A 23,038-nucleotide genomic window follows, 5' to 3' on the forward strand; every position below is an offset into this window, starting at 1 on the left:
TTCGACGCCACCGGCCGTCGACGCGCCGTCGGAGACCGAGGCGCTGTCGGCGGTGGACGCGCCGTCGGCCGTCGTCGCGCCGTCGGAGGTGGACGCGCCGTCGGCCGTCGACGCGCCGTCGGAGGTGGACGCGCCGTCCGCCGTCGAGGTCGATTTCGAGGCGCCGTCGGACTTCGACCCGCCGCCGCCCCTGGCCACCGCGCCGGAGGGTGAGCCGCGGCCCGCCGCCCGGGCCGCGCCGCCGCCGTGACCACCGCCGTGACCACCGCCGGCGATCCGCTTGGCCCCGCTCGCCACCGCGCCCGCCGCGGCGGCGCCGGCGGCCACGCCCGCGCCCACGCCGTCGGACGAGCCGAGCGCCGCCATGGCCGGCACGACCAGCCGCATCAGCGCGGGCAGCGCGACGGCGGCCATCAGCAGGATGGCGGCGCCGGCCAGCTTGTAGTGCTTGGCGTCGCCGTCGACCGAGCCGATCATCACCGCCCCGGAATACATGATCAGCCCGACCACCGGTTTGAACGCCAGCCAGGCCACCATCCAGGCGATGTGCTTGCGCCACCACCCGCCGCCCGACTCGGTCATCGACGCCGCGGCGGCCAGCGGCAGGGTGCCGGTGAGCAGCACCATCGCGCCGAGCCGCAGATACATCAGGATCACGTGGATGCAGCCGGCGACCAGCAGCAGCAACCCGATGATGATGAGCAGGAAGGCGGTGAGCCCGTCCGTGCCGCAGTTGGCGATCAGCTTGAGCTGCGCCTTGATGCCCTGGTCGTACAGGTGGTCGCTGTAGTGGTCGGCCTCGGTGGCGAGCAGGTTGAGCACGGTCCACGCGGCGCCCACGGTGAGCACCATGCGGACCAGGCCCAGCAGCGCCGTCCAGAGCGCCTGCCCCCGGCGCAGCAACGCCATCCGGAACGCCGCGGCCAGCAACGACGCCACCGCGATGGTCACCACCAACCAGTCGGTCTGCAGGTGGATCTGGTCGTTGATCTTCTTGTCGCCGAGCGTCGGCACGTCGCCGAGGTTGGCGAACAGCTCGACCGCCGCGCCCATGATGGCGCCGGCGATGTCGCTCAGGATGCCGTCGATGCCCCGCTCGAAGAAGCCGACGACCTGCCCGATCTCCCCGATGTAGACGGCGTCGCCGGTGGCGCACTCGGCCATCTCAGCGCTCCTTCCACAGCACGAAGCCGGCCAGCGACAGGACCGGGACGACCGGGCCGTAGAGACCGCCCGAGTTCAACGGCCGCAGCCGCCAGTCCACGCCGCTCCAGTCCGCGGTGTAGTCGACCGAGAAGTAGCGCGCCGTCGCCTGCCGGACCAGCACCCGGACCACGGCCGTACGGGGCGTGTAGCGCACCACCAGGAACCCGGCGAGCCGGTTGGAGGTCTGCGGCGGCCCGCCGTCCGTCAGCGACTCGCGCATCGCGTCGAAGTAGTCGCGCCCGAGCCCGGGCACCAACTGCTGCCGGCTGACCAACCGCCAGTCCGGCCCGCTCATCTGGCGGGAGATCGTGTGCACCGCCATCACCGCGCCCATCGGGGTGTGCGCGAAGCACCACCGCAGCGGCCCGGTCGTCCGCAACGGCCCCGCCGAGGCGGAGAACGGCGTCCGCGCGCCGTTGAGCGGCAGCCAGGTGATGTCGTCCGGCACCTCGGCCGGGATCGGCTGGGCGGTGTCCACGGTGCGGCAGCCCTGCGGCCGCGACCCGTCCGGCCCGAGCCCGCCGNCCCGGGATCGGCTCTCCCCGCCGCCGTAGACCACCGCCCCGGCGCCGGTGCAGAGCGCCAGCACGACGAAGGCAGCCGACACCTGCCACCGGCGGTGCCGCCAGTACGGCCCGTCCTCGGGCCCGGATGCGTGTCGCGGCCGCACGGTCAGTTGGCCTTCGTCTCGCCGCTGCCGCCGAAGACCCAGGTCACGATCGGGCCGGCGGTGGCGACCAGGATGCAGCCGCCCAGCACCACGCCGAGCCGGCTCATGTGCTCGGAGCTCTCACCCCGCTTGTGCGAGACGGCCATCACCGCGCCGGTGACCAGCACGCCGAGGACGCCCGCCGCGGTGCCCGCCCAGGCGACCAGGCCGAGCGCCTGTTCGACCTTCGTGGCGAGCGGACCGGGCACCACGTTCCCGCCGGTGTTCGGCTGCGGCACCCCGCCGCCGGTGCTGTCGCCGGTGCCGTCGCTCGGTGCGGGCGGGAGGCGGAGGCCGAACGGGATCCGCACCAGACCGCTGTAGTAGAGGTCGGAGAGGGTCATGGGTGCTCCTTCGAGGTCGAGAGGCCGACCGGCCGGCCGCCGGCCGGTCGGGTGGTCACTGGCTGAATCCGAGCGCACCGACGATCGGCCCGGCGGTGGTCGCGAGCAGACACGCCGCCATCACGAACGCGATCTGCCTGGTGTACTCGGGCCGCTCCTCCAGCGCGCCCCGGCGCAGCTGCGACGCCAGCGTCATGCCGGTCAGCAGCAGGCCGAGCACCGCCGCGCCGCTCACGCACCACGCCATCAGCGTGAGCAACTGCACGACCGGAGCGTCCGGGTCGTCGACGGCCACCTGGTACGGCGCGATCGACGGCGCGGTGAAGCTCTTCTTGTTGATCGCGTTCTCGCACTGGAACTTGCCCGCGAACAGCGCGCCCTTGAGCGAACACTTGTGCGACCCGGTGATCTCGACGTCGTCCTTGGTCCGCGAGTGGCCGCTCAGGTCGACGAGCATCTCGACGTCCATCCAGACCGTGTCGCCATCGGTGTACTCGGCGGTCAGGTCGAACGCGCCGTTCGTCGAGCCCTTCTTGCCGGAGCAGACCCGGTCGCCGCCCCCGGCCGGATAGGTCTTCACCGTGGTGGTGGTCTTCAGGCAGATCTTGTAGAGAAACGCGGCGCCGCTACCGTCCACCGTCACCGTGTAGGTGCCCGCCGCCGCCCGCGCCGCCGGCGCCGGCGCGAGCAGCGCCAGAGCCACGGCGACGACGGCCCACGCGGCCCGGCTCACCGCGACCCCCGCCCGGGCCGGGCCGCCACCACGGCGGCCAGGCGGTCCAGTTGGCGCGGTGCCCGCTTCGGTTCCGCGCCCACCCGGTACGACGGGATCCACGGCACCCGGTGCACCGGGGCGATCGAGCGCAGCAGCCGGATCCGGTTGAGCAGCGGCCCCGGCAGCCGGCCCGGGGAGTCGGCGATCAGCACCACGCCCACCAGCCGCATCCCGGCCGGGTGCCGGCCCTCCCGCATCGCGTTGAGCGCCCGGGAGACCGCCCGCAGGCCGTCGGAGTTGGTCCGCCCGACCAGCGCCACCCGGGCCGGCTCGCCGATCGCCGGGTCCGGCCACCGGCAGCCGATGTCGACGCCGCCGAGCAGGCGGGTCAGGGTGCTGGCGCCGGCCCCGCCGTGCGCGCCGATCCAGCCGATGCCCTCGTCCGAGAGGACGTCGGGCGGTCGGGACGCACGCTCGTCGCGGTCCCGCGGTCGCCGCAGCATCACCGGCTGGCTCATCGCCCGTCCCGCCTCCCCACCTGCTCGCCGTCGCGGTCACCGGCCGCGCCCCGGCGCCTCGGCGGCGCGGGCGGAGCGGTCGACGGCCGCTCTACGACGCGACCGCCCTCTCGGTTCAGCGCGGGTCCGAGGTTTTTTCCACCCGTCGCCGCCCGCGGAGAATTCGCGGGTCCGGCACGGCAACCGCCGGCCCGCACGACACGACAGGCCCGGGTGATCCGCACCCGGGCCCGTCGTCGTCCGGCCGGTCAGCGAGCCTCGCGCCAGTTCTGGTTGCTCTGGCTCGCGGCGCACTCCCAGATCTGCAACGGCGTGCCGTCGTCGGAGTTCCAGTCGCGCACGTCCAGGCACTTGCCGGAGTTCGGATTGCGCAGCAGGCCGCCCTCGGCGACCCAGACCTGCGCCGGCCCGCCGTTGCACCAGGCGAGCTGCACCGCGGCCGCGTTGTCCCGGGACGCCCACGCGACGTCCATGCACTTGTCCAGCACCTTCAGCGTGTCACCGGGGCCCCGGGTGAACCGCTGCGCCGGGGTGCCGTTGCAGTGCCAGAGCTGCAACCGCACCCCGTCGGTGGACTCGCCGTTCGGCACGTCGACGCACTTGTCCGCGTATCCGCGCAGCGCGAACCCGCCGGCGGGCCGGACGGTCCCGCGCTCGACCGGTGGGGCGCCGCCGCTGCGGAACGTCACCACCACCTCCCCGCAGCCCGGGCAGTTGTAGACGGTCTCGTTGCCGGCCACCCGGTCGTGGGTGGACCAGAGGTAGGCGCGCGGGCCGAACGGGAGCAGCGCGGCGGTGTAGGCGCTCTCCGCGTCCCGGTTCGGGTTGACGCAGTTGACGCGGTCGCCCCTGGCCGGGTCGCGGACGGCGTGCGCCTCCGGGCAGGCGGCGAGCATCTGCCCGGCGGAGCAGTCCCACCGCGCGCAGCTACCCGCCTTTTCCGACCGGGGGGCGCCGGGCGCGTCGATGGTGATCGTCGTGGACACCGCGTCGACGTAGCTGACGTTGTACCAGGGCGCGGCCGGATCGTTCCGGTCGACGTTGAACTCGGCCAGGCTCACCGGCTCCGCGCCCCGCTCGCACCGGTCGGCGAACGCGCCGCAGTCACCGACGAGGCAGCGGAACCCGCCGTGCGGGTCGCCGTCGCACCGCTGGCGGGCGAAGAACCGACCGCGCCAGTGACCCGGCTGGCCCGCGTCCGGGATGACGATCGTGCTCCGCTCGCCGGGACGCAGGACGGGCAGGCCGGTGATCGGCCGGGAGCCGTCCGCACTCTCCCCCGCGCCGATCCACAGCGTCTCCGTGGTGCCGTTGACGAACGTCACCCGCGCCCCGGCGGCGGCGCTCGCCGCGCCGCTTGGCACGCCCGCGACCAGCCCGAACGCGAGCAGCACCACGGCGAGCAGAGCCGATCTCCGCCGCGTTCCGCAGCCCGACCACGATCCGGTGTGCACAACCATGTAGCCCTCCCTTGGCCTGGTGGGGACGCGCCGCGTCCCCGAACGAGTGCGGCAGGCGCACGGCCACACGACGGCGCGCGGGGGCGTCCGGTTCAACCGGAGGTGAGGCGGATCGAGGTCTTCCGGTCAGCGGGAGATCGGCGCGGTGACCACCGAGGTGCCGTCGGGCAGGCCCACGCCGACGAAGGAGAGCTGGTCGACCGGCGGCGTCAGCTCGCCGGTCACCTCCTGCGGGCCGGTCGAAGCGGTCCAGTCCCGCACCGGGTGCGTGACACCGTCGCGGGTCACCGCGAAGAGCCGGTAGCGCAGGCCGGGGCGCAGCCCGGTCGCGGTGATCCGGATCGTGGAGCCCTGACCCTCGTGGGTGGTGATCGACACGGAGAGACCGACCCCCTGACCGGGGGCTTCCCCGGTCGCGGTCAGCACGAGGTCGTCGCGGCCACCGCCGCCGCCGACCGTGGCCACGATCCCGCCGGTGAGCACCGCGACCGCCAGTGCCACCGCCCCGGCCCAGAGCAGCAGCCGGCGACGCGGGGACAGGGCCGGCGACCGGTCACCGCCGGGCCGGGTGCCGCCGGGTCGGGTGCCACCGCCGGGAGCCGACGACGGCCCGGTCGAGCCACCGGGCCCCCGGCCGGGCCGCACCAGCCGGCGGCTCGTGGTCACCGGGCCGCCGTCCGGCGCGGACGCGCCGTCCGGGTCCGGCGACGATTCCGGTACGCGGACGGACGACGAACCCACGTCCGGCGCGGCCGGCTGACGGACGGCCGGCTCCGGCACGGCCGGCTCCGGCACGGCCGGCTCCGGCACGGCCGGCTCGATCGGTTCACGGACGGCCGGGCCGGCCGGCTCCGCAACGGTTGCCGCGACCGGCTCGGGGCCGGTGGGAGGCGAGGGTTCCGGGGCGGTCCCCGGCGGGAGGACGGTGGCCGGCGGGAGCGCGAACTCCGCCCAGTCGGCCTCGTCGAGACCGCCGAGCCCGCTGGTCACGCTGCCCAGGTCGGCGGCGGCGACGAGGCACTCGTCGCAGCCGGCGAGGTGCGCCTCGAAGGTGACGCGGTCGGCGTCGTCGAGCGCACCGAGCAGGTAGAGCGCCAGGGCCTCGTGCTCGGACGTGGGATTCACACCCCCGCTGCGCATCACGCCCCCTCCCGACCCGACCTCGGGTGCGCCGACCTCACGACCCGGATCACCGGACCGGTGCCGGGGATCGGACGGGGAACCGCTCGGACGCGTCATCAGGCCGACTCGATCGGGCCGATCGCCGCGTGCAGCGCCCGCACCGCGTAGTACGTCCGGGACTTTACCGTACCCTCGGGTATCCCCAGCCGCTCCGCCGCCTCCGCGACCGTGGCGCCCTTGTAGTACATCTCGATCAGGACGTCGCGGTGCTCCGGCTTGATCTGCCGCAGGGCCAGGCGGACGGTGTGGGCGCTGACCACCCGCTCCATCTCGTCCTCGGCCGTGGTGAGCCGGTTCAGGTCGGGCACCGCCACCTCGGCCGGGCGGGCCTGCCGGGCCCGGCCGGCGTCGACGGCCACATGCCGGGCGACGGTGTAGAGCCACGGGGCGATCCGACGCGGCTCCTCGGCCAACATCCCCAGGTTGCGCCAGGCCCGCAGGAAGGTCTCCTGCACCAGGTCCTCGGCCAGCTCCTGCCGGCCGAGGACGAGCCGGGTGACGAAGCGCAGCAGTGGTTCCCGGTACTGCTCGTGGATCCACCGCATCAGGCTCTCCGGGGAACCCTGGCCGACGGCCTCGCCCGGCGCTCCGGGATCCACCGTCTGAGGATCCACCGCCTCGTTGGGCACCGCCGACACAGAACGCCTCCCCCTGACGTGTGGGGCGCGCCCGCACGGTCGACCCGACGTGCCGACGCCGAGCCCCTCTGGAGGAGAAGGATAACCGTACTGATCGGACGGTGTCGTCGGACGGCGGACCGCGACCAGCGTGCCGGCGCTCATCGGGCCCGACCCGCGCGACGCGTGGCCGGCCGGCCCGGAGCCGGCGGCCGCGGCGCGGTAATGGTCGGCCCCGCGCCGGGCGGGTGGTGGCGAGTCGACATCGAGCGCTCCGATCGGCGGTCCGGCAGCCGCGGCGCGGTCCGTCCGACGGCGGCCACATTGACGGCCCGGCACGCCGGTCGGTTCAATGACGCCCGGACTGGAATCGGATCCGATTCCAGTCGGGTGAACCGAGGACGTCGCGCATCCGTCACGCCTGGCGACGTCATCACCGGAAGGAAGTCCCGTGACACCCGATCTTCCTGGCATCCGATCCCGGCTCGCCCGGATCCCGCGTCGTGTCGTCGCCGCCATCGCGGCCGGTCTCGCGGTGCTGTGCATGGTGGTCGCCTCCGTGAGCTGGGGCATCGCCACGGCCCGGGACGACAAGCTGACCGGCCGTAACGTCTCCGCCGAACATCTGACCGCGATCCGGGCGGCGGCCCGGTCCTGCCCCACGCTGACCCCGGCCCGCCTGGCCGGCCAGCTGATGACCGAGTCCGGCCTGGACGGACGCGTGAAGAAGACCACGTCGGGCGGGCGGGGCTTCGCCGGGCTGGACGACGGCAGGTGGAAGTCCTGGGCGCCGTGGCCCGGCGCGGACCGCACCGACACCGCCGCGAACATCCTCGCGCTGGCCCACCAGATGTGCGACCTCAGCGGGCAGCTCCGGCTCGCCGCCGTCCCCGGAGACCAGTGGCGACTGTCCCTGGCCGCGTTCCACACCGGGCTCGACCGGGTACGCGAGGCCAAGGGCGTGCCGTCCGGGGCGGTACGGTACGTCGACGACGTGAGCCGCTACGCGGCGTACTACGACGAGCTGGCCGCGTTCGGCGGCGCCGGCACCACCCGACCCGATCCGGAGCGCCGACAGCCCCGGGCGGTGCCGGCGGACTACGTACGCCTGGTGGTGCGGGCCGGATCGGTCTGCCCGGAGGTGCCGCCCGCGGCGGTGGCCGCGCAGCTCATGGCGCTGTCGGCGTTCGACCCGAACCTGCTGGGCGACGACGGCCGGCGTGGGATCGCCCAGTTCCTGCCCGAGGTGTGGCGGACGCACGGGCCGGCGGGCGCCTCACCGTGGGACCCGCAGGTCGCCGTGCCGGCGGCCGGCGCCGCGCTCTGCGCGCTGCGGCGGGACCTGGCCGGCCTCGACGGCGACCCGGGCCTGCTGGCGCTGGCCGCCTACCGCAACGGCCCCACCTCGATCCGGCAGACCGGTGGCGAGCTGGACGACGCGACGCAGGCGTTCCTGCGGCAGGTGCGGGAGTTCACCGACTTCTACGCGCTCGACGACCGACTGCGGGGCCCCTCGGCCCGTCCGAGCCCGTCCCCCGCGTCGCCGTCTCCCGCGCTGTCCCCGACGGCCGCGTCCCCCACACCCCGACCCAGCGCGTCGCCCTCGACCCGCCCACCCGCCGAGCCGACCAAGCCCGCCCCGCCGACGCGCCCGGCCGGGGCCANNNAGACCGGGCTGTGCGCCGGCGGCGGCGCCGGGGACGGCATCCCGGTCGTCCTGCGGCCGTGCCGGGAGGATCCCACGCAGTGGTGGACGTTCGCCTCCGACGGCAGCATCCGGGCGAACGGTCTCTGTCTGGACGTGGCGTGGGGCGAGAAGCGCGACGGCGCGCCGGTGCAGAGCGCCCGGTGCAGCGGCAATCCGGCCCAGAAGTGGAGATGGACCGAATACCGGGGCATCCGGTCCCTGTTCAACCCGGAGACCGACCGCTGCCTGGACGTCAACGGGCACGGCACGGGTGCGCCGCTGGTCGTCTGGATCTGTGTGTTCACCCCGAAGCAGACCTGGTCGCTGCGGTAGCCACGGGTTAGGCGGGGCCCCTTCTTAACAGACGTCTGTTAAGAAGGGGCCNAGCCGGCGTGCCCGCGGCGTCGCAGCCGGAAGACCAGGAAGCCGCCCGCGCCGAACAGCAGCGCGAAACCCAGGAGCACGGCGACCAGCGCGCCTCCGCCGCGGCCCGCCCGCGCGGCGGCCGGGGCCGGACCGTCCACCGACGGCGCCACCGAGGCCGCGGGATTGATCATGCCGGCGCCGTAGCGCGGGTCGCCCTCGGCCACCTGCCCGCCCACCGGGTCGGCGGTGTCGCGGATGCGCTTCTCGACCTGCGTGGCGGTGAGGCCGGGCTCGACGGCCCGGATCAACGCGGCCTCGCCGGCCACGAAGGCCACCGCGAGTTCGGTGCCGGTGTTGCCGACCACCTTTCCCCCGCCCACGCCGAGCGTCGCCACCTCGATGCCGGGGGCGACCACCTCGACCGAACCGTCGAGATACTTCTCCGCGAGCTGCCCGCCGGCCCCGNCGTGGCCTTGACCGGCGCGCCCGCCACCACCAGCACGTCGTGCGCCAGCGCGGTGGACAGCGCGGCCGCCACCGCCGGATCGGCAAGGTCGACGCGGGAGCCGAGCGCCACCACCTGCGCGCCGGTGCTGACCGCCACCTCGATGGCCGTGGCGGCGTCGGCCGGGCGGGCGTCGCCCGAGGAGCGGACCATCCGCACCGGCACGATCGTCGCGTCCGGGGCCAGCCCCACCGGGCTGCCGTCGACGCTGTCGTCGGCGGCGATGATGCCCGCCATCGCCGTACCGGAGCCGAGGCAGTCCTCGTCGCCCCGACCGTTGCCGACGGTGACGTCCGCGCCCACCGCGACCCGGCCGCTGAGCTGCTGGAGTCCGGCGTCGACGCCGGTGTCCACGACGGCGACCTTGACCCCGTTGCCCCGGGTGAGGGTCCACGCGCTGTCCGCCGCCATGCGCAGCTGCGCCCACTCCGACCGGCCGCTCGACGCGGTCCTGGCGGTGCACCTCACCGCCGGTCGGGCGCCGGTGGGCGAGCCGGCCGGGGTGGCGGTGGCGGTGGCGCGGGGACTCGGGCTGCCGTCCGGCCGTGGGCGCGGCGTGCCGGCCGGGGTGGGCGCGGCCGACGACCGGCGGGGTGTCGGCAACTGTCCGTACTCGACGCCCTGGCCGGCGGCATCCCATGGCAGCACCAGGTGCCACCCGGCCCGCAGCTCGGCCGGGTCGGTCAGCCGCTGCCCGTCCGGCTGGACCCGACCGGTGTTGAGCTGGTAGATCTCGGCGGATCGCTCGCCGCTGCCGAGGAAGCGCCGGGCGATCTCGGTGAGGTTCTCCGGCTGACCCTGGTAGCCCGCCGTCACCACGTAGTACTTCACGTACGGCTCGGTGTCCGGCGCGGCGGCCGCCGGCCGCGGCGCCGCCAGCATCGCGCACCCGACCATCACCACCACGAGCAGTCGAGCAAGGATGGAGTGCTTCGCCAGCACCGGGTACCCCTTCCGTCACCGCGGCCCAGACCGTCCGGCCGTCATCGTCTATTGCGGATCACGGCGGACTTCGTTCAAATCAATCTGAACTAGATTTCCATGGCGCTCGTCATGGAGACCGCCGAGGGTACCGGCCCTCGATGTCGGAGTACTGCGGCCGGCGGTGGGGCGTCGGTGGAAGGCGGGGACGGCGGTGACAGAGCTGACGCGCGCCGCCATCGTGGACGGGCGGGGAATCGACCGGGTGCCGAGCACCCGCCGCTTCGACCCGCGCCGGCACCGGCGGGGGGNGCTGGTGCACGGGCCCCGGGGCGGGCCGGCGCTGCCCACCGCGCCGGACCGCCCGCTCGACGCGCCAGCCGTGGCGGATCTGGTACGCCGCACCGGCGACGCCGCGGACGATGTGCGGATCCTCACCGACGACGGCGCCCGGCACACCGAGCTGTTCACCGAGGTCGCCGGGCTGCTCGGGCACGACGTACTGGTCAGCCCGGAGGGCGCGGACATCCGGCAGGTGCTGCCCGGCCGCACGACCGACGCCGACGACGGGCCGCTGCACGCGCTGCCGCTGGACCGGGTGACCCGCCAGCCGATGGACTGGCTGGTGTTGCAGCCACCGGACCTGGCCACACCGCTGCCCGGCTGGTTCGCGGTGGAGGACGGGTTGGTCCGGCCCCGGACCGGCGTGGTCAACCTGCCGCTGGCCACCGGGGTGGCGTTGGCCACCCGGGCGGACTTCGTGGCCCGGCGGGCCACCGCGCACCGGCTCGGCGCCACCGCGCCGGAGCTGGTCACCGTGTCGGTCACGGCCCGCTCCGGCGGCTTCCTGATCGGCGACTACAGCGGCACGCAGCAGGTGCGCGACGCCGGCCACCTGGCCGCGCTCCTCGGTGAGCTGCCGCTCTACGGCGCCGACCTGCGGCTGTGGCTCACCTGGCCGTCCGAGCCGGACGAGCAGGCGAAGCTGCGGGTGCAGGCCGCCGAGCTGGCCGAGACCACCGGCGCCACGGTCTGGACCCCGCCGCCGGGCGGCCGGGCGGAGCTGGTCGACGACCACCGCCACCTGCGTGCGCTCGACGCGGCCGGCGCGGTGGCGGCCTGGCAGGCCCACCGACCGAGGTACGCCGACGGCCCGCCGGCCGTGGACGCGACGCCCGACGGCCTGCTGGTGCCCCGCTCGTCACGGCAACGCATCGTGGTGGCCGACACCGGTTCGGACGACACCGAACCGGCGGGCACCGCGCCGGCCAGCACCGGAGCGCACGGCACCGAGGCCGACGGAAGAGAGTCCGACGGAGCAGAGGCCGACCGGCCGGCGCCCTCGGCCCGCCCCACGCTCGCCGCCGAGCACCGCCGCGCGGCCCGGCACGGCCCGCCCTGGCTGCGCCCCGGCCAGCAGGTCACGGTCACCGAGTTCGAGGCGTTCGTGCCGGTCGACGGCGAGCTGGAGCGGGCCGCCGCCGAGGGCGTACCCACGCCGGAGCTGTTCCTGGTCGCCCACCTCGACCCACGGTCCGCGCCGCACGGGGCCGATCTCCTACGGGTCCGGATATCCCCCGGCGGGGCGATCCCGGTGCCGGCGCTGCGCTCCCACGTTCCGGCCCGCCTGCAGTACCTGCTCGGTGCTCCGGACACCTACCTGCTGCCGGCTGGCCGGCTCGACCGGACCCGGGTGCGGGACGGTTTCCGGGCCGCCGGCGACGGCCGGCTGCGCCCCGTCGACGGGCTGGACGGCGGGTCGCTGCGGATCCGCGCCGCGCCTGCGGGCGCGTCCACCGGTGGGCTGCCGCACGACGTGAGCCGCTGGCCCGCGCACGGCACCCGGCGGGCGTACGCGCTGCTGCCGGAACGGGCGCGCGGCCTGGCCCCGGGCTGGCTGCCGCTGAGCCGGCGGCGGCCGGCGGTACGCGGCGGCCGGCTGTTGGTGGAGCTGCGGGTGCCGCGGAGCCGCACGGTCGACGTCGACGCCACCGCCGACGCGCTCGCCGCGCTGCCGCTGGTCGGCGGTCGTGCGGAGCGGCTGCGGGCGGCGGGGGTCGAGCTGATCCTCACCAGCCGCTCCTACGACCGGATCCAGGTGGACCGCGTCCACCGGGCCCGCGACGGGGTGTGGGAGGCGGTGTCCGGGGTCGCGGCGGGACCGCTGCCCGTGGTGCTGCGCGCCGTTCAGTCCGCGCCGGCCGCCGATGTGTCCGCGTCGAGCTGAAGCGACCAGCGGGCGGGCGGGACCGGGCCGAGCACCACCGGCACGCATCGCCCGCCGGTGGCGGCGGCGAGCCCGCGCGCCCCGGCCGGGGCCGGGCCGGCGGTGAACACCACGCCGGGCGCCGGCAGGTCGTCGCCCGGACCGGGCGGCTCGGGCAGGCCGGGCAGCCGGTCGCAGCCGTCCGGCGGCGTCTCGCCCAGCGCGTCCCCCACCACCGCGACGCCGACCCCGGCGGCGGTGAGCCCACCGACGAGGGCCGCGGCGGCCCGACGGCAGACCGCCACCGGGCCGACGAGCGTGAGCACGTCGGGCACCCGGGTGAGATCCACGTGCAGACGCCATGGCCCGCTGCGCCCCAGCACCAGCGGCAGCACGGCCGGCGGGGCCGCCTCCCCCGGCCCCAACCAGGCGTACGGCGACGCGCCCCGCCCGGCCGCGATCCCGACCAACCGGACCCGGGCCGGGCCGACGTCGGTGTCCAGATCGGCCGTGAGGTACGGCAGCTCGCCCGGGGCGGGCAGCGACGGCCGGGGCAGGTCGACCGGGGTCTCCGCTGGCCGGCCCTCCTCGGACCCGGGCTCGCCGGACCGGACATCGCCGCCCCGAGCGGGTCGGCCGGTCGGGGCGGGCGGCGCGGTCGGAGCCTCGGACGCCCGTTCCGCCCGCGACGGTGCGGTCGTCGCGCCCGCGACGGTGGCGTCGCTCACCGCGACCGGAGTCGTCGGCGGGCTGGTGGTCGATGTCGTCGCCGCATTCACCGCCGGTCCTCGCGGGGACTCCGCCGATCCCGGCGGAGATGCCGCCGGCCCCAGCGGTGGCGCCGCCGGCGCGGCGGGCCGGTCCGACCCGGCCTGTCCGGGGGCCGGCGTACGGGCGTTCGCCGCGTCGCCCGACGACGCGGGCGGCTCGGGCCGGGCGGTGTCGCCGGGGACGGGGGTGTGGTGTCGCTCGGGCGGCCACGGCCCGTCGTCGCCGGCCACGGTCAGGCCACGCGCGGAGCGGCCCGGGCGCAGCAGCACGATCGCCACCACCGCGAGCAGCACCGACAGGACGCCCGCGCCGACCCGGATCACCAGCGGGTCGAGGCCGCCCGGGGCGGTGGGCTCCCGCGGCCGGGACGCGGCGACCTCCGCGGTGGCCGGTGACCGGGGCGGGCCCGATGACACCCGGCTCGGCGCGGCCGAGGTGGGTGGCGGAGCGGCCGTCGTGAGTGGCGGAGCGGCCGTCGTGAGCGGTGGGACGGCCGAGGTGGAGGGCGGGAGTGACCGGGGGGCGGGCGGCGTCCGGGTGGCCGGTGGGGCGGAGCGGGTCCGGATCCGGGGCAGCGGACCGACGCGTACCCCCTGGCCCTTCGCATCCCGGGGCAGGACCAGCACCCAGCCCGGGTTCAGCGCGAGCCCGTCGGTGAACGTCCCGCCGTCCGGCTGGGCCCGGCCGGTGTTCAGGTCGACGATCTCCCGGTAGCGGTTGCCGTTGCCGAGCGTGCGCAAGGCGATGGCGTACAGGTACTCCCGTTGCCCGTCGACCGGCGGGCCGACCACGTAGTACCGACCGGTCTCCGCCGGCGCGGCGTGCGCCGGGCCGACGGGCGCCAGCCAGATCCCGACCAGCACCAGCACCGCCTGTACGGCCCGCCGCATCCGCACGCGTCGCCCTCCCCTGTCCTCCCCCCNGCTGTCCGGCTCACTACGGACCGGGCCGCCGGCGGTTCAACGATGATCGCGGCCGGATCGCGCGGGCCGCGTCACGGGGAGGTGGAGAACGCGCCGACCAGCGCGAGCCCGCCGCAGCAGAGCGGCACCATGGCGGCGAGCGCGACCAGCAGGATGCTGTAGTTCGACCACAGGCCGAACCGCGTCACGTCGGTGCCGTGGCCGTCGTGCACCCGGTTGCGCCAGCCGCCGAAGCGGAACGACAGGTGGTGCGCGGCGCCCGGCTGGGCCACCACCGACGTGGTGACGATCGGAACACCCAGGAAGTCGGTGTACCGGACGTCGTGCGGGCCGGCGGGGACCGCGATGTGCCAGGTGCCCTCACCGGGGATCGGCACCGGCCGGCGGTCGATCTTGAAGCGGCTGGTCGTCGGCACCGGGACCACGTACGGCCCGCGGTTCACCGAGACGACGAGCACGGCGTGGCCCGGCGGCGGGGCGATCGGATGCGGGTAGGCGGTCAGCGGGGCGCCGGGCATCGGCGGGTACGGCTGCGGGGGTAGGTAGGACACGGCTGCCGATTCTGGCACGGCCGCGCACCCGGCAGCCGATCACCTGGCAGTCGGGTGCGCTTCCGACGCGGACGCCGGCTCAGCCCGCGGCCGGCGCTCCGGCGTCGGCCAGCAGGCGCTGGCGCATCAGGAACTTGCGGACCTTGCCGGTGGGGCCCATCACCACGCCGTCGTCGGGCACGGTCACCACCCGGCGCAGCGTCGCGGCCACCGCCGGTCCGAGCGCCGCGCGGACCCGGTCGGTGCGGTCCAGCGCGGCGTCGGCGTCGTCGGCGAGCAGGAGCAGCACGTCGGTGACGGTGGTGCCGCCCTCGGCGGTCGCCACCACGGTGCAGTCCCGCACGTCCGGGCAGTGCTTCAGGATGCGTTCCTCGGACAGCGCCGTGTAGAGCCAGTTGCCGCCGCCCAGGTCGACCGCGTCGCTGGCCCGGTCGACGTGGTGGTAGTTGCCGTCGGCGTCGCGGTACATCAGGTCACCGGTGAGGTAGTACCCGTTCAGCCGGGTGCGGTAGGTGGTGACCGAGTCGTTCCAGTATCCGATCGCCAGCGTCGGCGACTTGAGGCCGACGTGCCCGACCTGCCCCTCGGGAACCTCCTCGCCGGTGGACACGTCGAGCAGGGCGATCTCGGCGAAGGGGTACGGCTTGCCGACGCAGCGGTCGTAGTGGTCGCTGCCGAGCCGGTGGGTGATCCGGAACGCGCCGTGCCCCATCTCGGTGGAGCCGAGCATGTCGACGAACTTCGAGCCGGGCGCGTCGACCAGGCCGTCGCGGGTCCAGGTGGGGTGGCTGCCGACGGCGACCAGCCGGCGGACGTGCGACTCGTGGGCGCAGTCGCCGGTGTTGAACCAGTTGCGCACCGAGCTGAGGTCACGGGTGGTGAGGTCGACGCGGGCCAGCTCGGACCAGGTCACCGCGAAGCCGAAGACGCCGGTGGGACGCCAGCGTTCGATGGCGTCCAGGATCGTCTCGGCGCTGCGCGCGAACGGGCCGCCCTGCGCGGACAGGCAGAGCAGTTGGTAGCCGTTGCAGAGCGCCTGGTTGAGCGTGATGATCCCGGCGGTGTGCGCGGCCGGGAGGGCGGACAGCTCCCGCACCTCGCCGTACGGGCGGGACTCGGTGAGCCGCACGGCGCGCACCGCGGCGAACAGGCCATGGTGGGAGTGGACGATGGCCGCCGGCACCCGGGTGGTGCCCGAGGAGTGGGTGATGACGACCGGGTCCTCGGGGTGGTGCCGGTAGTGCGGGGGCGCCTGCGCGGGGTCGCCGGTGCCGGTCTCCGCGGCGTCGCCGAGGATCTCCACGCCGAGGTCGTGCTCACGCAGCGCGGCGTGGTCGGCGTCGACGACGACACCGACGCCGCGCAGCCGCCGGATGAACTCGGCCGCCAGCTCGACCGGCATGTTGCCGTTCATCAGCGCGGGGATCGCGCCCAGCCAGGTGAGCGCCAGGAAGTTGAGGAACACGTCGGGCGCGGAGGTCACGTAGACCGCGACCGGGTCACGCCGGCCGACGCCCCGGCCGCGGAACCAGGCCGCCCGGGCGGCGACCCGCTCGGTGAGGGTGGCCAGCGACAGCGGCGTCCAGGCGGGGATCCCGTCGACGTCGACGTCGAAGGTCACCCGGGGCATCTCCGGGTCGGCCCCGTGCTCGGCCAGCCGGAGCAGCACGTTGCCCGCGCCCAGTTCCTGGTCGGCCGCCAGGGTGGCCCGGAAGTTGTCGGCACCCAACGAGTCGCCTCCTCATGTGACACGCTCACCGCCGCCGCGCTCCGGCGACCGCGCTGGGACACGATCAGGCTAGAGCGCCGGTCACGGCGAGACAATGGTCGATGTACCGGGGGTCAGGAAACCTCGCGGCCGAACAGGTGCGACGACCAGAAGAGACTGGCGGCGGCCAGCCCGATCATGATCAGCGCGCCCTGCCAGACCACGTTCTGGGTGATCTGGCCGGCGAACAGCGCCCGCATGCCGTCGGTGGCCCAGGCGAACGGGTTCCAGCGCGCGGCCCGCTGAATCCACATCGGCGCCAGGACCAGGGGGATGAGCACGCCGGCGAGCAGCGAGATCGGTTGGCCCACCGTGTTCACCAGCACGCCGAGGCTGTTCTCGTTGCGCACCAGCAGCGCGATGTCGTACGAGAGGGAGGTGCTCAGCAGCACCATCACACCCAGCAGCGCGTACGAGATCAGCAGGTTGGCCAGGTGCACCCGCAGGCCGAACGGCAGCGCCACGAGCGTGACGATGACCGCCTGCGTCACGTTGAGGCTCACGTGCATCAGCGCGCGGCCCAGCAGCAGGCCGGTGCGGCTCACCGGCGTCACCCGGCACCGGTCGATGATGCCCGCGCGCAGCGCGCTGAGCAGCCCGTAGCCGGCGAACAGCCCGCCGAACAGGCCCATGGCCACGAACAGGCCGGGCACGTAGATGCGGTAGGCGTCGGCGTAGGAGGAGGCGCCCCGGTCGACCATCACCACCTTGAGGAACGGGGCGAAGAGGATCAGGTAGGTGATCGGCTGGGCCAGGCTGAACGCGACCATCACCGGGTTGCGCACCATCAGCCCGGCCTCCTGCTGGAAGATCAGCCAGGTGTCACGGACGATTTTCACGGTCATTCCTCCAGCGATCGGCCGGTCTTGGCCAGGAACACGTCGTCGAGGCTGGGCCGGCGGGTCTCGATCGCGCCGGGCTCGATGCCCCGGTCGTACAGCGCCCGCATGATCTGCGGGATGGCCGTGGCGGCGCTGTCGACGTAGAGCCGCAGGGCGCCGTCGACCGGCTCCGCCGCGTGCACGTAGGGCGCCTCGGCGAGCAGCTTCGACGCGGCCGGCAGGTCGTCGCCGCTGCCGTCGGCGAGGTCGGTGGCGGCGAACTCGACCGTGACCACGTCGCCGGAGATCTCCCGTTTGAGGTCCGACGGGGTGCCCTCGGCCACGATCCGTCCGCCGTCGATGATGGACACCCGGTCGCACAGGCTGTCCGCCTCGTCCAGGTAGTGCGTGGTGAGGAAGATCGTCATGCCCTCCTCGCGCAGCCGCCGCACCTCCTGCCACATCCGGACCCGGCTGGGTGGGTCGAGCCCGGCGGTGGGCTCGTCCAGGAACATGACCTGCGGCGAGTGGATGACCCCGAGCGCGACGTCGAGCCGCCGACGCTGCCCACCGGAGTAGGTCTTGATCTTGCGGTCGGCGAAGTCGTCGAGTTGGAACGCCCGGATGGCCGCCACGGCGAGGTCCTGCGCCACGCTCTTCGACCGGCCGTGCATGCGGGCCTGGAGCACCAGATCGCGGCGCGCGGTGGAGTCGTCGTAGGTGCCGCTGGCCTGGGCCACGAACCCGATCCGCCGCCGCACCTGCGCGGGCGAGCGCAGCAGGTCGACGCCCGCGATCGTCGCCTCTCCCCCGCTGGGCTGGATCAGCGTGGCCAGCATCCGCAGCGTGGTGGACTTGCCCGCGCCGTTGGGGCCGAGGAAGCCGACGATCTCGCCGCGCCGCACCGCGAAGTCGACGCCGCGTACCGCCTCCACCGTGGTGGCGCCGCGACCGCGACCCACCCGGAAGGACTTGCGAAGGCCGGTGGCCTCGATCATCGAGCCTCCTCGTGCGGCGGCGACGCCGGGCCGGCCCGCATCGGCACCGTCCCTTCAGGACGGCGCACACGCGGGTGCGTCAGGTCAGGCTAGTGCGGCGCGGGGGCGTTGGACAACGGTCGATGTGTTTCGGTCCGGCCCGGCCGTTCGGCCGACGCGTCGGCCAGCGCGGCGAGGTGCGCGGCGGCCGCACCGGCGCCGCCGGCCGCGGCGAACGAGTCACCCACGCGACGCGCCGCCGCCCGGTACGCCGGGTCGTCGAGCACCGCGCTCACCGCTGCGGTCAACTCGGCCGGGGTCGACGCGTGGAAGGAGACCTCGACCCCGGCCCCGGCGCGGGTCACCTGCCGCGCCACGGCCGGCTGGTCGTGCCGGATCGGCGCGACCACCACCGGCACCCCGTGGGCCAGCGCCTCGGTGACCGTGCCCAGCCCGCCGTGCGACACCACGGCGTCCAACCTCGGCATCAGCTCCAGCACCGGCACCCGCGGCGCGACCAGCACATGCGCGGGCGGGTCGGGCACCAGGTCCGGCGGGGCGACGAGGACCACCTGCACCCGGTCGGCCAACGGCGCGGTCGCGGCCGTCACCCGCCGGTAGAAGTCACCCGCCAGGTGGTCGGCCATGGTCCCGACGGTCACCAGCACATGCCGGCGGGCCGGATCCCAGGCGTCCCAGGCGAAGCCGGGCGCGTGCGGACGCCGGCCCAGCGCCGGCCCGGTCAGCACGCACCGCGGCGGCAGCGCCGCCGGGCCGGTCAGCTCCGCGGTGGTCAGACCGATCACCAGGTACGGCGAGAAGCGCAGGTCGATCGTCTCGTCGACAGGCAGGTCCGTCAGCGCCCAGATCCGCGCCACCTGCGCCCGTACCCAGTCGGCGAACCCGGGCATCTCCTCGACCGGCGGGGTCAGCTCCAGCATGCCGACGCAGAAGGTCGCCCACGGCACCCCGTGCCGGTGCGCCGCCAGCGCGCCGGCCATCGCGTACTGGTCCACCACGACCACGTCGGGCCGGTGGTCCGCGACCGCCCGGTCGACGGTGTCGCGGATGAAGCGGTTGACCGGCAGCAGGTGCCCCTCCCAGAGGGTGCGCACCGAGCCGGTCCCGGACTCGCCGTCGCGCCGGTAGTGGCGCTTGCCCGTCGGGTAGAGCGTCGCGTCCGGGCCGATCAGCGGACGCAGGTCGCTGCGGGGCCCGCACCAGGCCACCTCGTGCCCGGCGGCCTGGAGCGCCTGCGCGATGGCGAGCGGGGCGTTCAGGTGGGAGGCCAACGGCAGCACGACGAACAGGAAGCGGGCCACGTCGATATGATGCCACGCGCGTTGACATCCACCGGCGTCGTTGGTGTGATCCTTTCCGTGACGGTGTGCGGATGACGGCGATCGACGCCGTCTCGGTGTTCCTGCCGCGCCGCCGCGTGCCGATCGAGAGCCTGGCCGGCGCGCTGCGCCTGAGCGAGATGCAGGTCCGGCTGTTCCGCCGGTTCCACGGGCTGACCGAGGTGCGCCGCGACCCCGAGCTGTCCCTGACCGACCTGCTGCGACACGCGGCCACCGGGCTCACCGCGCTGCGCGGCCGGGAGCACCGGGTGCGGTTCGTCCTGTACGCCCGGGCGTTCCCGGTGGTCGCGCCGTACCCGGTCAATCCCCTGCACGACGTCTGCCGCGCGCTCGGCCTGGGCCACGCGCTCGCGTTCACCGTGACGCAGCAGTCCTGCGCGAGCGCGCTGACCGCGATCGACGTGGCCGGCCGGCTGCTGGCCGCCGAACCGCACCGGCCCGGCCACGAACCGCTCGCCCTGATCCTGACCGGCGAGAAGGCATTCACCCGCGACGCCCAGTTCATCCCGGAGACCTCGGTGTTCAGCGAGGGGGCGTCGGCCTGCCTGGTCAGCGCCCACGGCCCGCGGGACCGGCTGCTCTCCTACGCCTGCGCGCAGCGGGGCGAGTTCGACGTCGCCGGTGGCGAGTCCCCGGCCCGGTTCCAGCGCGAGTACCGGCCCGCGCTGGCGGCGGTGATCGACCGGGCGCTGGCCGAGGCCGGCACCACGCTGGCGGACCTGCGGCTGGTGCTGCCGCACAACGTCAACCTGATGACCTGGAAGCGGCTGTGCAAGCTGATCGGGCTCCCGCTCGACCGGGTGCTGCTGGAGAACATCACCGAGACCGGCCACGTCTTCTGTGCGGACGCGTTCGCCAACTACCGCACCGCCCGCGACCGCGACCTGTTGGCCCCCGGTGACCGCTACCTCGTCGCGGCGGTCGGCGCCGGGGACGGGGCCACGTTCGCCGCCATGGTGTTCGAGCACTGACCGGCGCGACGGAGGAGACCACGATGGCGACCGGGCTGCACCTGATCCGGGCCGCACGCCGGGAGTTCGACGGCCCGGCCGCGCTGCTCGACGATCCCGTGCTGCGCGACCGGGCCGGCGAGTACCTGACGGACCTGACCCGCCCGTACGGCCTGCGGTTCGACCCGTCGGCGGCGGCGCGGGGCCAGTCCTACGGGGAGATGGCCGCCGAGCTGATCCGGGAACTCGTCGGCGCGGACGAACCGGTCGACCTGCTCGTGCTGGCGTTCGCCGTGCACGACATGCTGCCCGGCCGGGCCACCGCGGCGTACCTCAGTCACGTCTGCCCCGGCACGCCGATGTCCTTCGCGCTCTGCGACCAGGGCTCGGCGGCGCCGTTCACCGCGCTGCGGATCGCCCGCGACCACGCGGCGTCGGCCGGGTGCCGGCGGGCCCTGCTGCTCACCGTCGAGCAGTCCGTCCTGCCGTACGCCGCGGGGGTGGCCGCGCCGGAGCGGCACCGGGCCGTGGCGATGCTCTACGGCGACGCGCCGCCCGACGGCGGCGCCCGGGTGACCGCGGTCCGGCAGCACGCGGACGTCGACCCGGCCGACGTCGCCGCCCTGGCCGCGACCGAGCTGCGCGAGCTGGGGGCCGGGCAGCCGGACGTGGCGGTGGTGCTCGGCGCGGGCCTCGCCCCGGCCCGGCCCACGCCCGCCGGCGCTCCGCTGACGGTGGTGCCGCCGGGACAGCCGACCACCGGCCTGTGGTGGACCCTGCTGGACCAGCTCGGCGACGGCCCGGACCGGCCCCGGGCGGTGGTGGCCGCCGACTACGAGCCGGACCTGCGCTACCTGTGCCTGGTCAGGGCTGTTCGTCGTCCCCGCCTCGGGGCTGGTTCGGCCGACCTTCGGCCGCTCCTCCGTCATTGATCATGAGGTTAGCCCGGGTCCTCGCCTCACTTCTCGCCGCTGACTTCATGATCGCCGATCGGCCCGCTCGAGGCGGGGCGTCATGGGCTCGAAGGATGCGGCGGACGATGCACGGCGAGGGGTTACAGACGACGCATCAGATAACTCTGCGTGATGCGGTCCTCTGATTGGAAGTGGTGCGACACGTATACCCCCTAGTCATAATTATGACTAGGGGGTATATCGCTCGGACCGAGTTGAATACGCCGGCCCAACACGCGCGCATTACGCACCGGGCACGCGGCAGCCCGGCACGCGGGCACGCGGGCACCCCGGGCACTCGGGCACCCCGGGCACGATGGGCACGCGGACACGCGCAGGCGGGCATGTGGACACGGGGACGCGGCGTGCGGGTACGTGGGCATCGCGGCATGCGGGGCCGCGGGTGCCGTGGGACGCGTCGGGGGGTCTGCGTCTGGTGGCTGGCGGAGGGTACCGATGTGGGCGAGGTGCCGAGCGGCACCTCGGGGCTCGAAGGACTCAGAAGCCGTCGGTGAGCGCGGCACGGACGAAGGCGCAGAGCCGGTCGTTCGCCTCGTCGGAGCCGACCGTGATCCGGACGCCGGCACCCGGCAGCGCCATCACCAGGATCCCGGCCGCCCGGGCCCGCTCGGCGAACGCCGCCGCCCGCTCCCCCAGCGGCAGCCAGACGAAGTTCGCCTCGCTGGGTGCCACGGTGAGCCCGAGGTCGCGCAGCGCGTCGACCAGGCGGGCCCGCGACGCCACCAGGTCGGCGCACCGCCGGGTCAGCTCCGTGGTCACCTCCGGCGTCAGGCTCGCCACCGCCGCCGCCTGGGCGAGGGCGTTCGGGAAGAACACCGCGCCGGTCAGCGCCGCCGCCTGGGTCAGCCGGGGCGGCACCACGGCGTACCCGACCCGCAGGGCGGCCAGGCCGTACGCCTTCGAGAACGTCCGCAGGACACAGACGTTGTCGTACGCCCGGTAGAGGTCCATGCCGTCGGGCACGTCCGGGTCGGTGACGAACTCCCGGTACGCCTCGTCCACGATGACCGGCACGTCGGCCGGCACCCGGTCGAGGAACGCCTCGACCTCGGCGCGACGCAGCACCGCTCCGGTCGGGTTGTTGGGGTTGCACAGCAGCACGCACCGGGTCCGCTCGGTCACCGCGTCCGCCATCGCCGGCAGGTCGTGGTCGTACCCGCGCAACGGCACCGGCACCGCGCGGGCGCCCGCGTTCCGGATGATCAGCGGGTAGCCCTCGAACGACAGCGCCGCGTGCACGACCTCCGGTCGGGGCCCGAGCGACTGCACGAGGTGCTGGCACAGCCCGGCGGACCCGGGGCCCACCAGGATCGCCTCCGGTCCCACGTCGAGCCGCGCCGACAGCGCGGCCACCAGGGCCGACGAGGTGCGGTCCGGGTACCGCTGGAGGGCCGCCGCGCCGTCGGCGACGATCCGCCGGACGCCGGGCAGCGGCGGGTACGGCGTCTCGTTCATCGACAGGTCGGCCGGCGGGTGCGTGTCCACGGCGGTGGCAGGGGTCATCAT

At 75.0% G+C, this 23,038-nt stretch carries 18 protein-coding genes; 3 read left to right on the top strand and 15 right to left on the bottom strand.

The features are described from left to right. The 7 genes from B1205_RS24300 to B1205_RS24335 form a co-directional block, all read right to left on the bottom strand. On the bottom strand, positions 1–1,164 hold a 1,164-nt coding region (locus B1205_RS24300), incomplete at its 3' end, for a hypothetical protein (RefSeq protein WP_254910164.1). 714 nt (positions 1,165–1,878) lie between these two features. Further along, entirely contained in the window at positions 1,879–2,259 is a 381-nt protein-coding gene (locus B1205_RS24310; protein ID WP_089157720.1) for a hypothetical protein, read from the bottom strand. A 55-nt stretch (positions 2,260–2,314) separates the two neighbouring features. Further along, on the bottom strand, positions 2,315–2,992 hold the full coding sequence (locus B1205_RS24315) for a hypothetical protein (RefSeq protein ID WP_089157721.1): 678 nt from the start codon (positions 2,990–2,992) through the stop codon (positions 2,315–2,317). Then, positions 2,989–3,492 carry a DUF6668 family protein gene (locus tag B1205_RS24320; protein WP_254910176.1) on the bottom strand — a complete coding sequence of 168 codons (504 nt, stop codon included), beginning with the start codon at positions 3,490–3,492 and terminating at the stop codon, positions 2,989–2,991. The genes B1205_RS24315 and B1205_RS24320 overlap by 4 nt, the downstream gene beginning before the upstream one ends. Before the next feature lie 248 nt (positions 3,493–3,740). Beyond that, complete coding sequence (locus B1205_RS24325; RefSeq protein WP_176308777.1) at positions 3,741–4,952, bottom strand: ricin-type beta-trefoil lectin domain protein; 1,212 nt, start codon at positions 4,950–4,952, stop codon at positions 3,741–3,743. Between the two features lie 126 nt (positions 4,953–5,078). After that, positions 5,079–6,092, bottom strand: coding sequence for a zf-HC2 domain-containing protein (locus B1205_RS32805; RefSeq protein ID WP_303395037.1), 1,014 nt, complete (start codon positions 6,090–6,092; stop codon positions 5,079–5,081). Between the two features lie 98 nt (positions 6,093–6,190). Next, positions 6,191–6,733: a sigma-70 family RNA polymerase sigma factor gene (locus B1205_RS24335; protein WP_254910166.1), complete on the bottom strand. Its 543-nt coding sequence runs from the start codon at positions 6,731–6,733 to the stop codon at positions 6,191–6,193. 1,189 nt (positions 6,734–7,922) lie between these two features. On the opposite strand from B1205_RS24335, the gene B1205_RS33595 reads away from it, so the two are divergent. Continuing rightward, positions 7,923–8,771, top strand: coding sequence for a ricin-type beta-trefoil lectin domain protein (locus tag B1205_RS33595; protein WP_441338551.1), 849 nt, complete (start codon positions 7,923–7,925; stop codon positions 8,769–8,771). Between the two features lie 337 nt (positions 8,772–9,108). Here B1205_RS33595 and B1205_RS24345 read toward each other — a convergent pair whose 3' ends face one another. The 7 genes from B1205_RS24345 to B1205_RS24380 form a co-directional block, all read right to left on the bottom strand. After that, positions 9,109–10,206 (bottom strand): S8 family serine peptidase, encoded by a 1,098-nt coding sequence (locus B1205_RS24345; protein WP_441338552.1) that lies wholly within the window; start codon positions 10,204–10,206, stop codon positions 9,109–9,111. Positions 10,207–12,417: 2,211 nt separating this feature from the next. Continuing rightward, positions 12,418–14,103 (bottom strand): hypothetical protein, encoded by a 1,686-nt coding sequence (locus tag B1205_RS24355; protein ID WP_140158132.1) that lies wholly within the window; start codon positions 14,101–14,103, stop codon positions 12,418–12,420. Between the two features lie 98 nt (positions 14,104–14,201). Further along, positions 14,202–14,681: a hypothetical protein gene (locus tag B1205_RS24360; protein ID WP_089157727.1), complete on the bottom strand. Its 480-nt coding sequence runs from the start codon at positions 14,679–14,681 to the stop codon at positions 14,202–14,204. A 79-nt stretch (positions 14,682–14,760) separates the two neighbouring features. After that, on the bottom strand, positions 14,761–16,410 hold the full coding sequence (locus B1205_RS24365; RefSeq protein WP_089157728.1) for a class I adenylate-forming enzyme family protein: 1,650 nt from the start codon (positions 16,408–16,410) through the stop codon (positions 14,761–14,763). 113 nt (positions 16,411–16,523) lie between these two features. Beyond that, positions 16,524–17,288 carry an ABC transporter permease gene (locus B1205_RS24370; RefSeq protein WP_089157765.1) on the bottom strand — a complete coding sequence of 255 codons (765 nt, stop codon included), beginning with the start codon at positions 17,286–17,288 and terminating at the stop codon, positions 16,524–16,526. 2 nt (positions 17,289–17,290) lie between these two features. Beyond that, positions 17,291–18,268, bottom strand: a complete 978-nt coding sequence (locus B1205_RS24375; RefSeq protein WP_089157729.1) for an ATP-binding cassette domain-containing protein — start codon at positions 18,266–18,268, stop codon at positions 17,291–17,293. An 89-nt stretch (positions 18,269–18,357) separates the two neighbouring features. Beyond that, a complete protein-coding gene (locus B1205_RS24380; protein WP_089157730.1) occupies positions 18,358–19,569 on the bottom strand; it encodes a glycosyltransferase in 1,212 nt (403 codons plus the stop codon). A gap of 71 nt (positions 19,570–19,640) precedes the next feature. Between B1205_RS24380 and B1205_RS24385 the strand changes: the two genes are divergently transcribed. Both B1205_RS24385 and B1205_RS24390 read left to right on the top strand, forming a co-directional pair. Further along, positions 19,641–20,579 carry a 3-oxoacyl-[acyl-carrier-protein] synthase III C-terminal domain-containing protein gene (locus B1205_RS24385; protein WP_089157731.1) on the top strand — a complete coding sequence of 313 codons (939 nt, stop codon included), beginning with the start codon at positions 19,641–19,643 and terminating at the stop codon, positions 20,577–20,579. Positions 20,580–20,602: 23 nt separating this feature from the next. After that, positions 20,603–21,490, top strand: coding sequence for a 2-hydroxy-acid oxidase (locus B1205_RS24390; protein WP_254910168.1), 888 nt, complete (start codon positions 20,603–20,605; stop codon positions 21,488–21,490). 519 nt (positions 21,491–22,009) lie between these two features. Here B1205_RS24390 and B1205_RS24395 read toward each other — a convergent pair. Then, positions 22,010–23,038, bottom strand: coding sequence for a histidinol-phosphate transaminase (locus B1205_RS24395; RefSeq protein ID WP_089157732.1), 1,029 nt, complete (start codon positions 23,036–23,038; stop codon positions 22,010–22,012).

Origin of the sequence: Micromonospora sp. NBS 11-29 (assembly GCF_002140155.1) — a bacterium.
GTDB lineage: Bacteria > Actinomycetota > Actinomycetes > Mycobacteriales > Micromonosporaceae > Micromonospora.

What these genes read in the sequence shown, in the direction of transcription:
- B1205_RS24395 (WP_089157732.1), bottom strand. Translation starts at nt 23,038, where the DNA reads ATGATGACCCCTGCCACCGCCGTGGACACGCACCCGCCGGCCGACCTG.
- B1205_RS24385 (WP_089157731.1), top strand. Translation starts at nt 19,641, where the DNA reads ATGACGGCGATCGACGCCGTCTCGGTGTTCCTGCCGCGCCGCCGCGTG.
- B1205_RS24325 (WP_176308777.1), bottom strand. Translation starts at nt 4,952, where the DNA reads ATGGTTGTGCACACCGGATCGTGGTCGGGCTGCGGAACGCGGCGGAGA.
- B1205_RS32805 (WP_303395037.1), bottom strand. Translation starts at nt 6,092, where the DNA reads ATGCGCAGCGGGGGTGTGAATCCCACGTCCGAGCACGAGGCCCTGGCG.
- B1205_RS24320 (WP_254910176.1), bottom strand. Translation starts at nt 3,492, where the DNA reads ATGAGCCAGCCGGTGATGCTGCGGCGACCGCGGGACCGCGACGAGCGT.
- B1205_RS24310 (WP_089157720.1), bottom strand. Translation starts at nt 2,259, where the DNA reads ATGACCCTCTCCGACCTCTACTACAGCGGTCTGGTGCGGATCCCGTTC.
- B1205_RS24375 (WP_089157729.1), bottom strand. Translation starts at nt 18,268, where the DNA reads ATGATCGAGGCCACCGGCCTTCGCAAGTCCTTCCGGGTGGGTCGCGGT.
- B1205_RS24390 (WP_254910168.1), top strand. Translation starts at nt 20,603, where the DNA reads ATGGCGACCGGGCTGCACCTGATCCGGGCCGCACGCCGGGAGTTCGAC.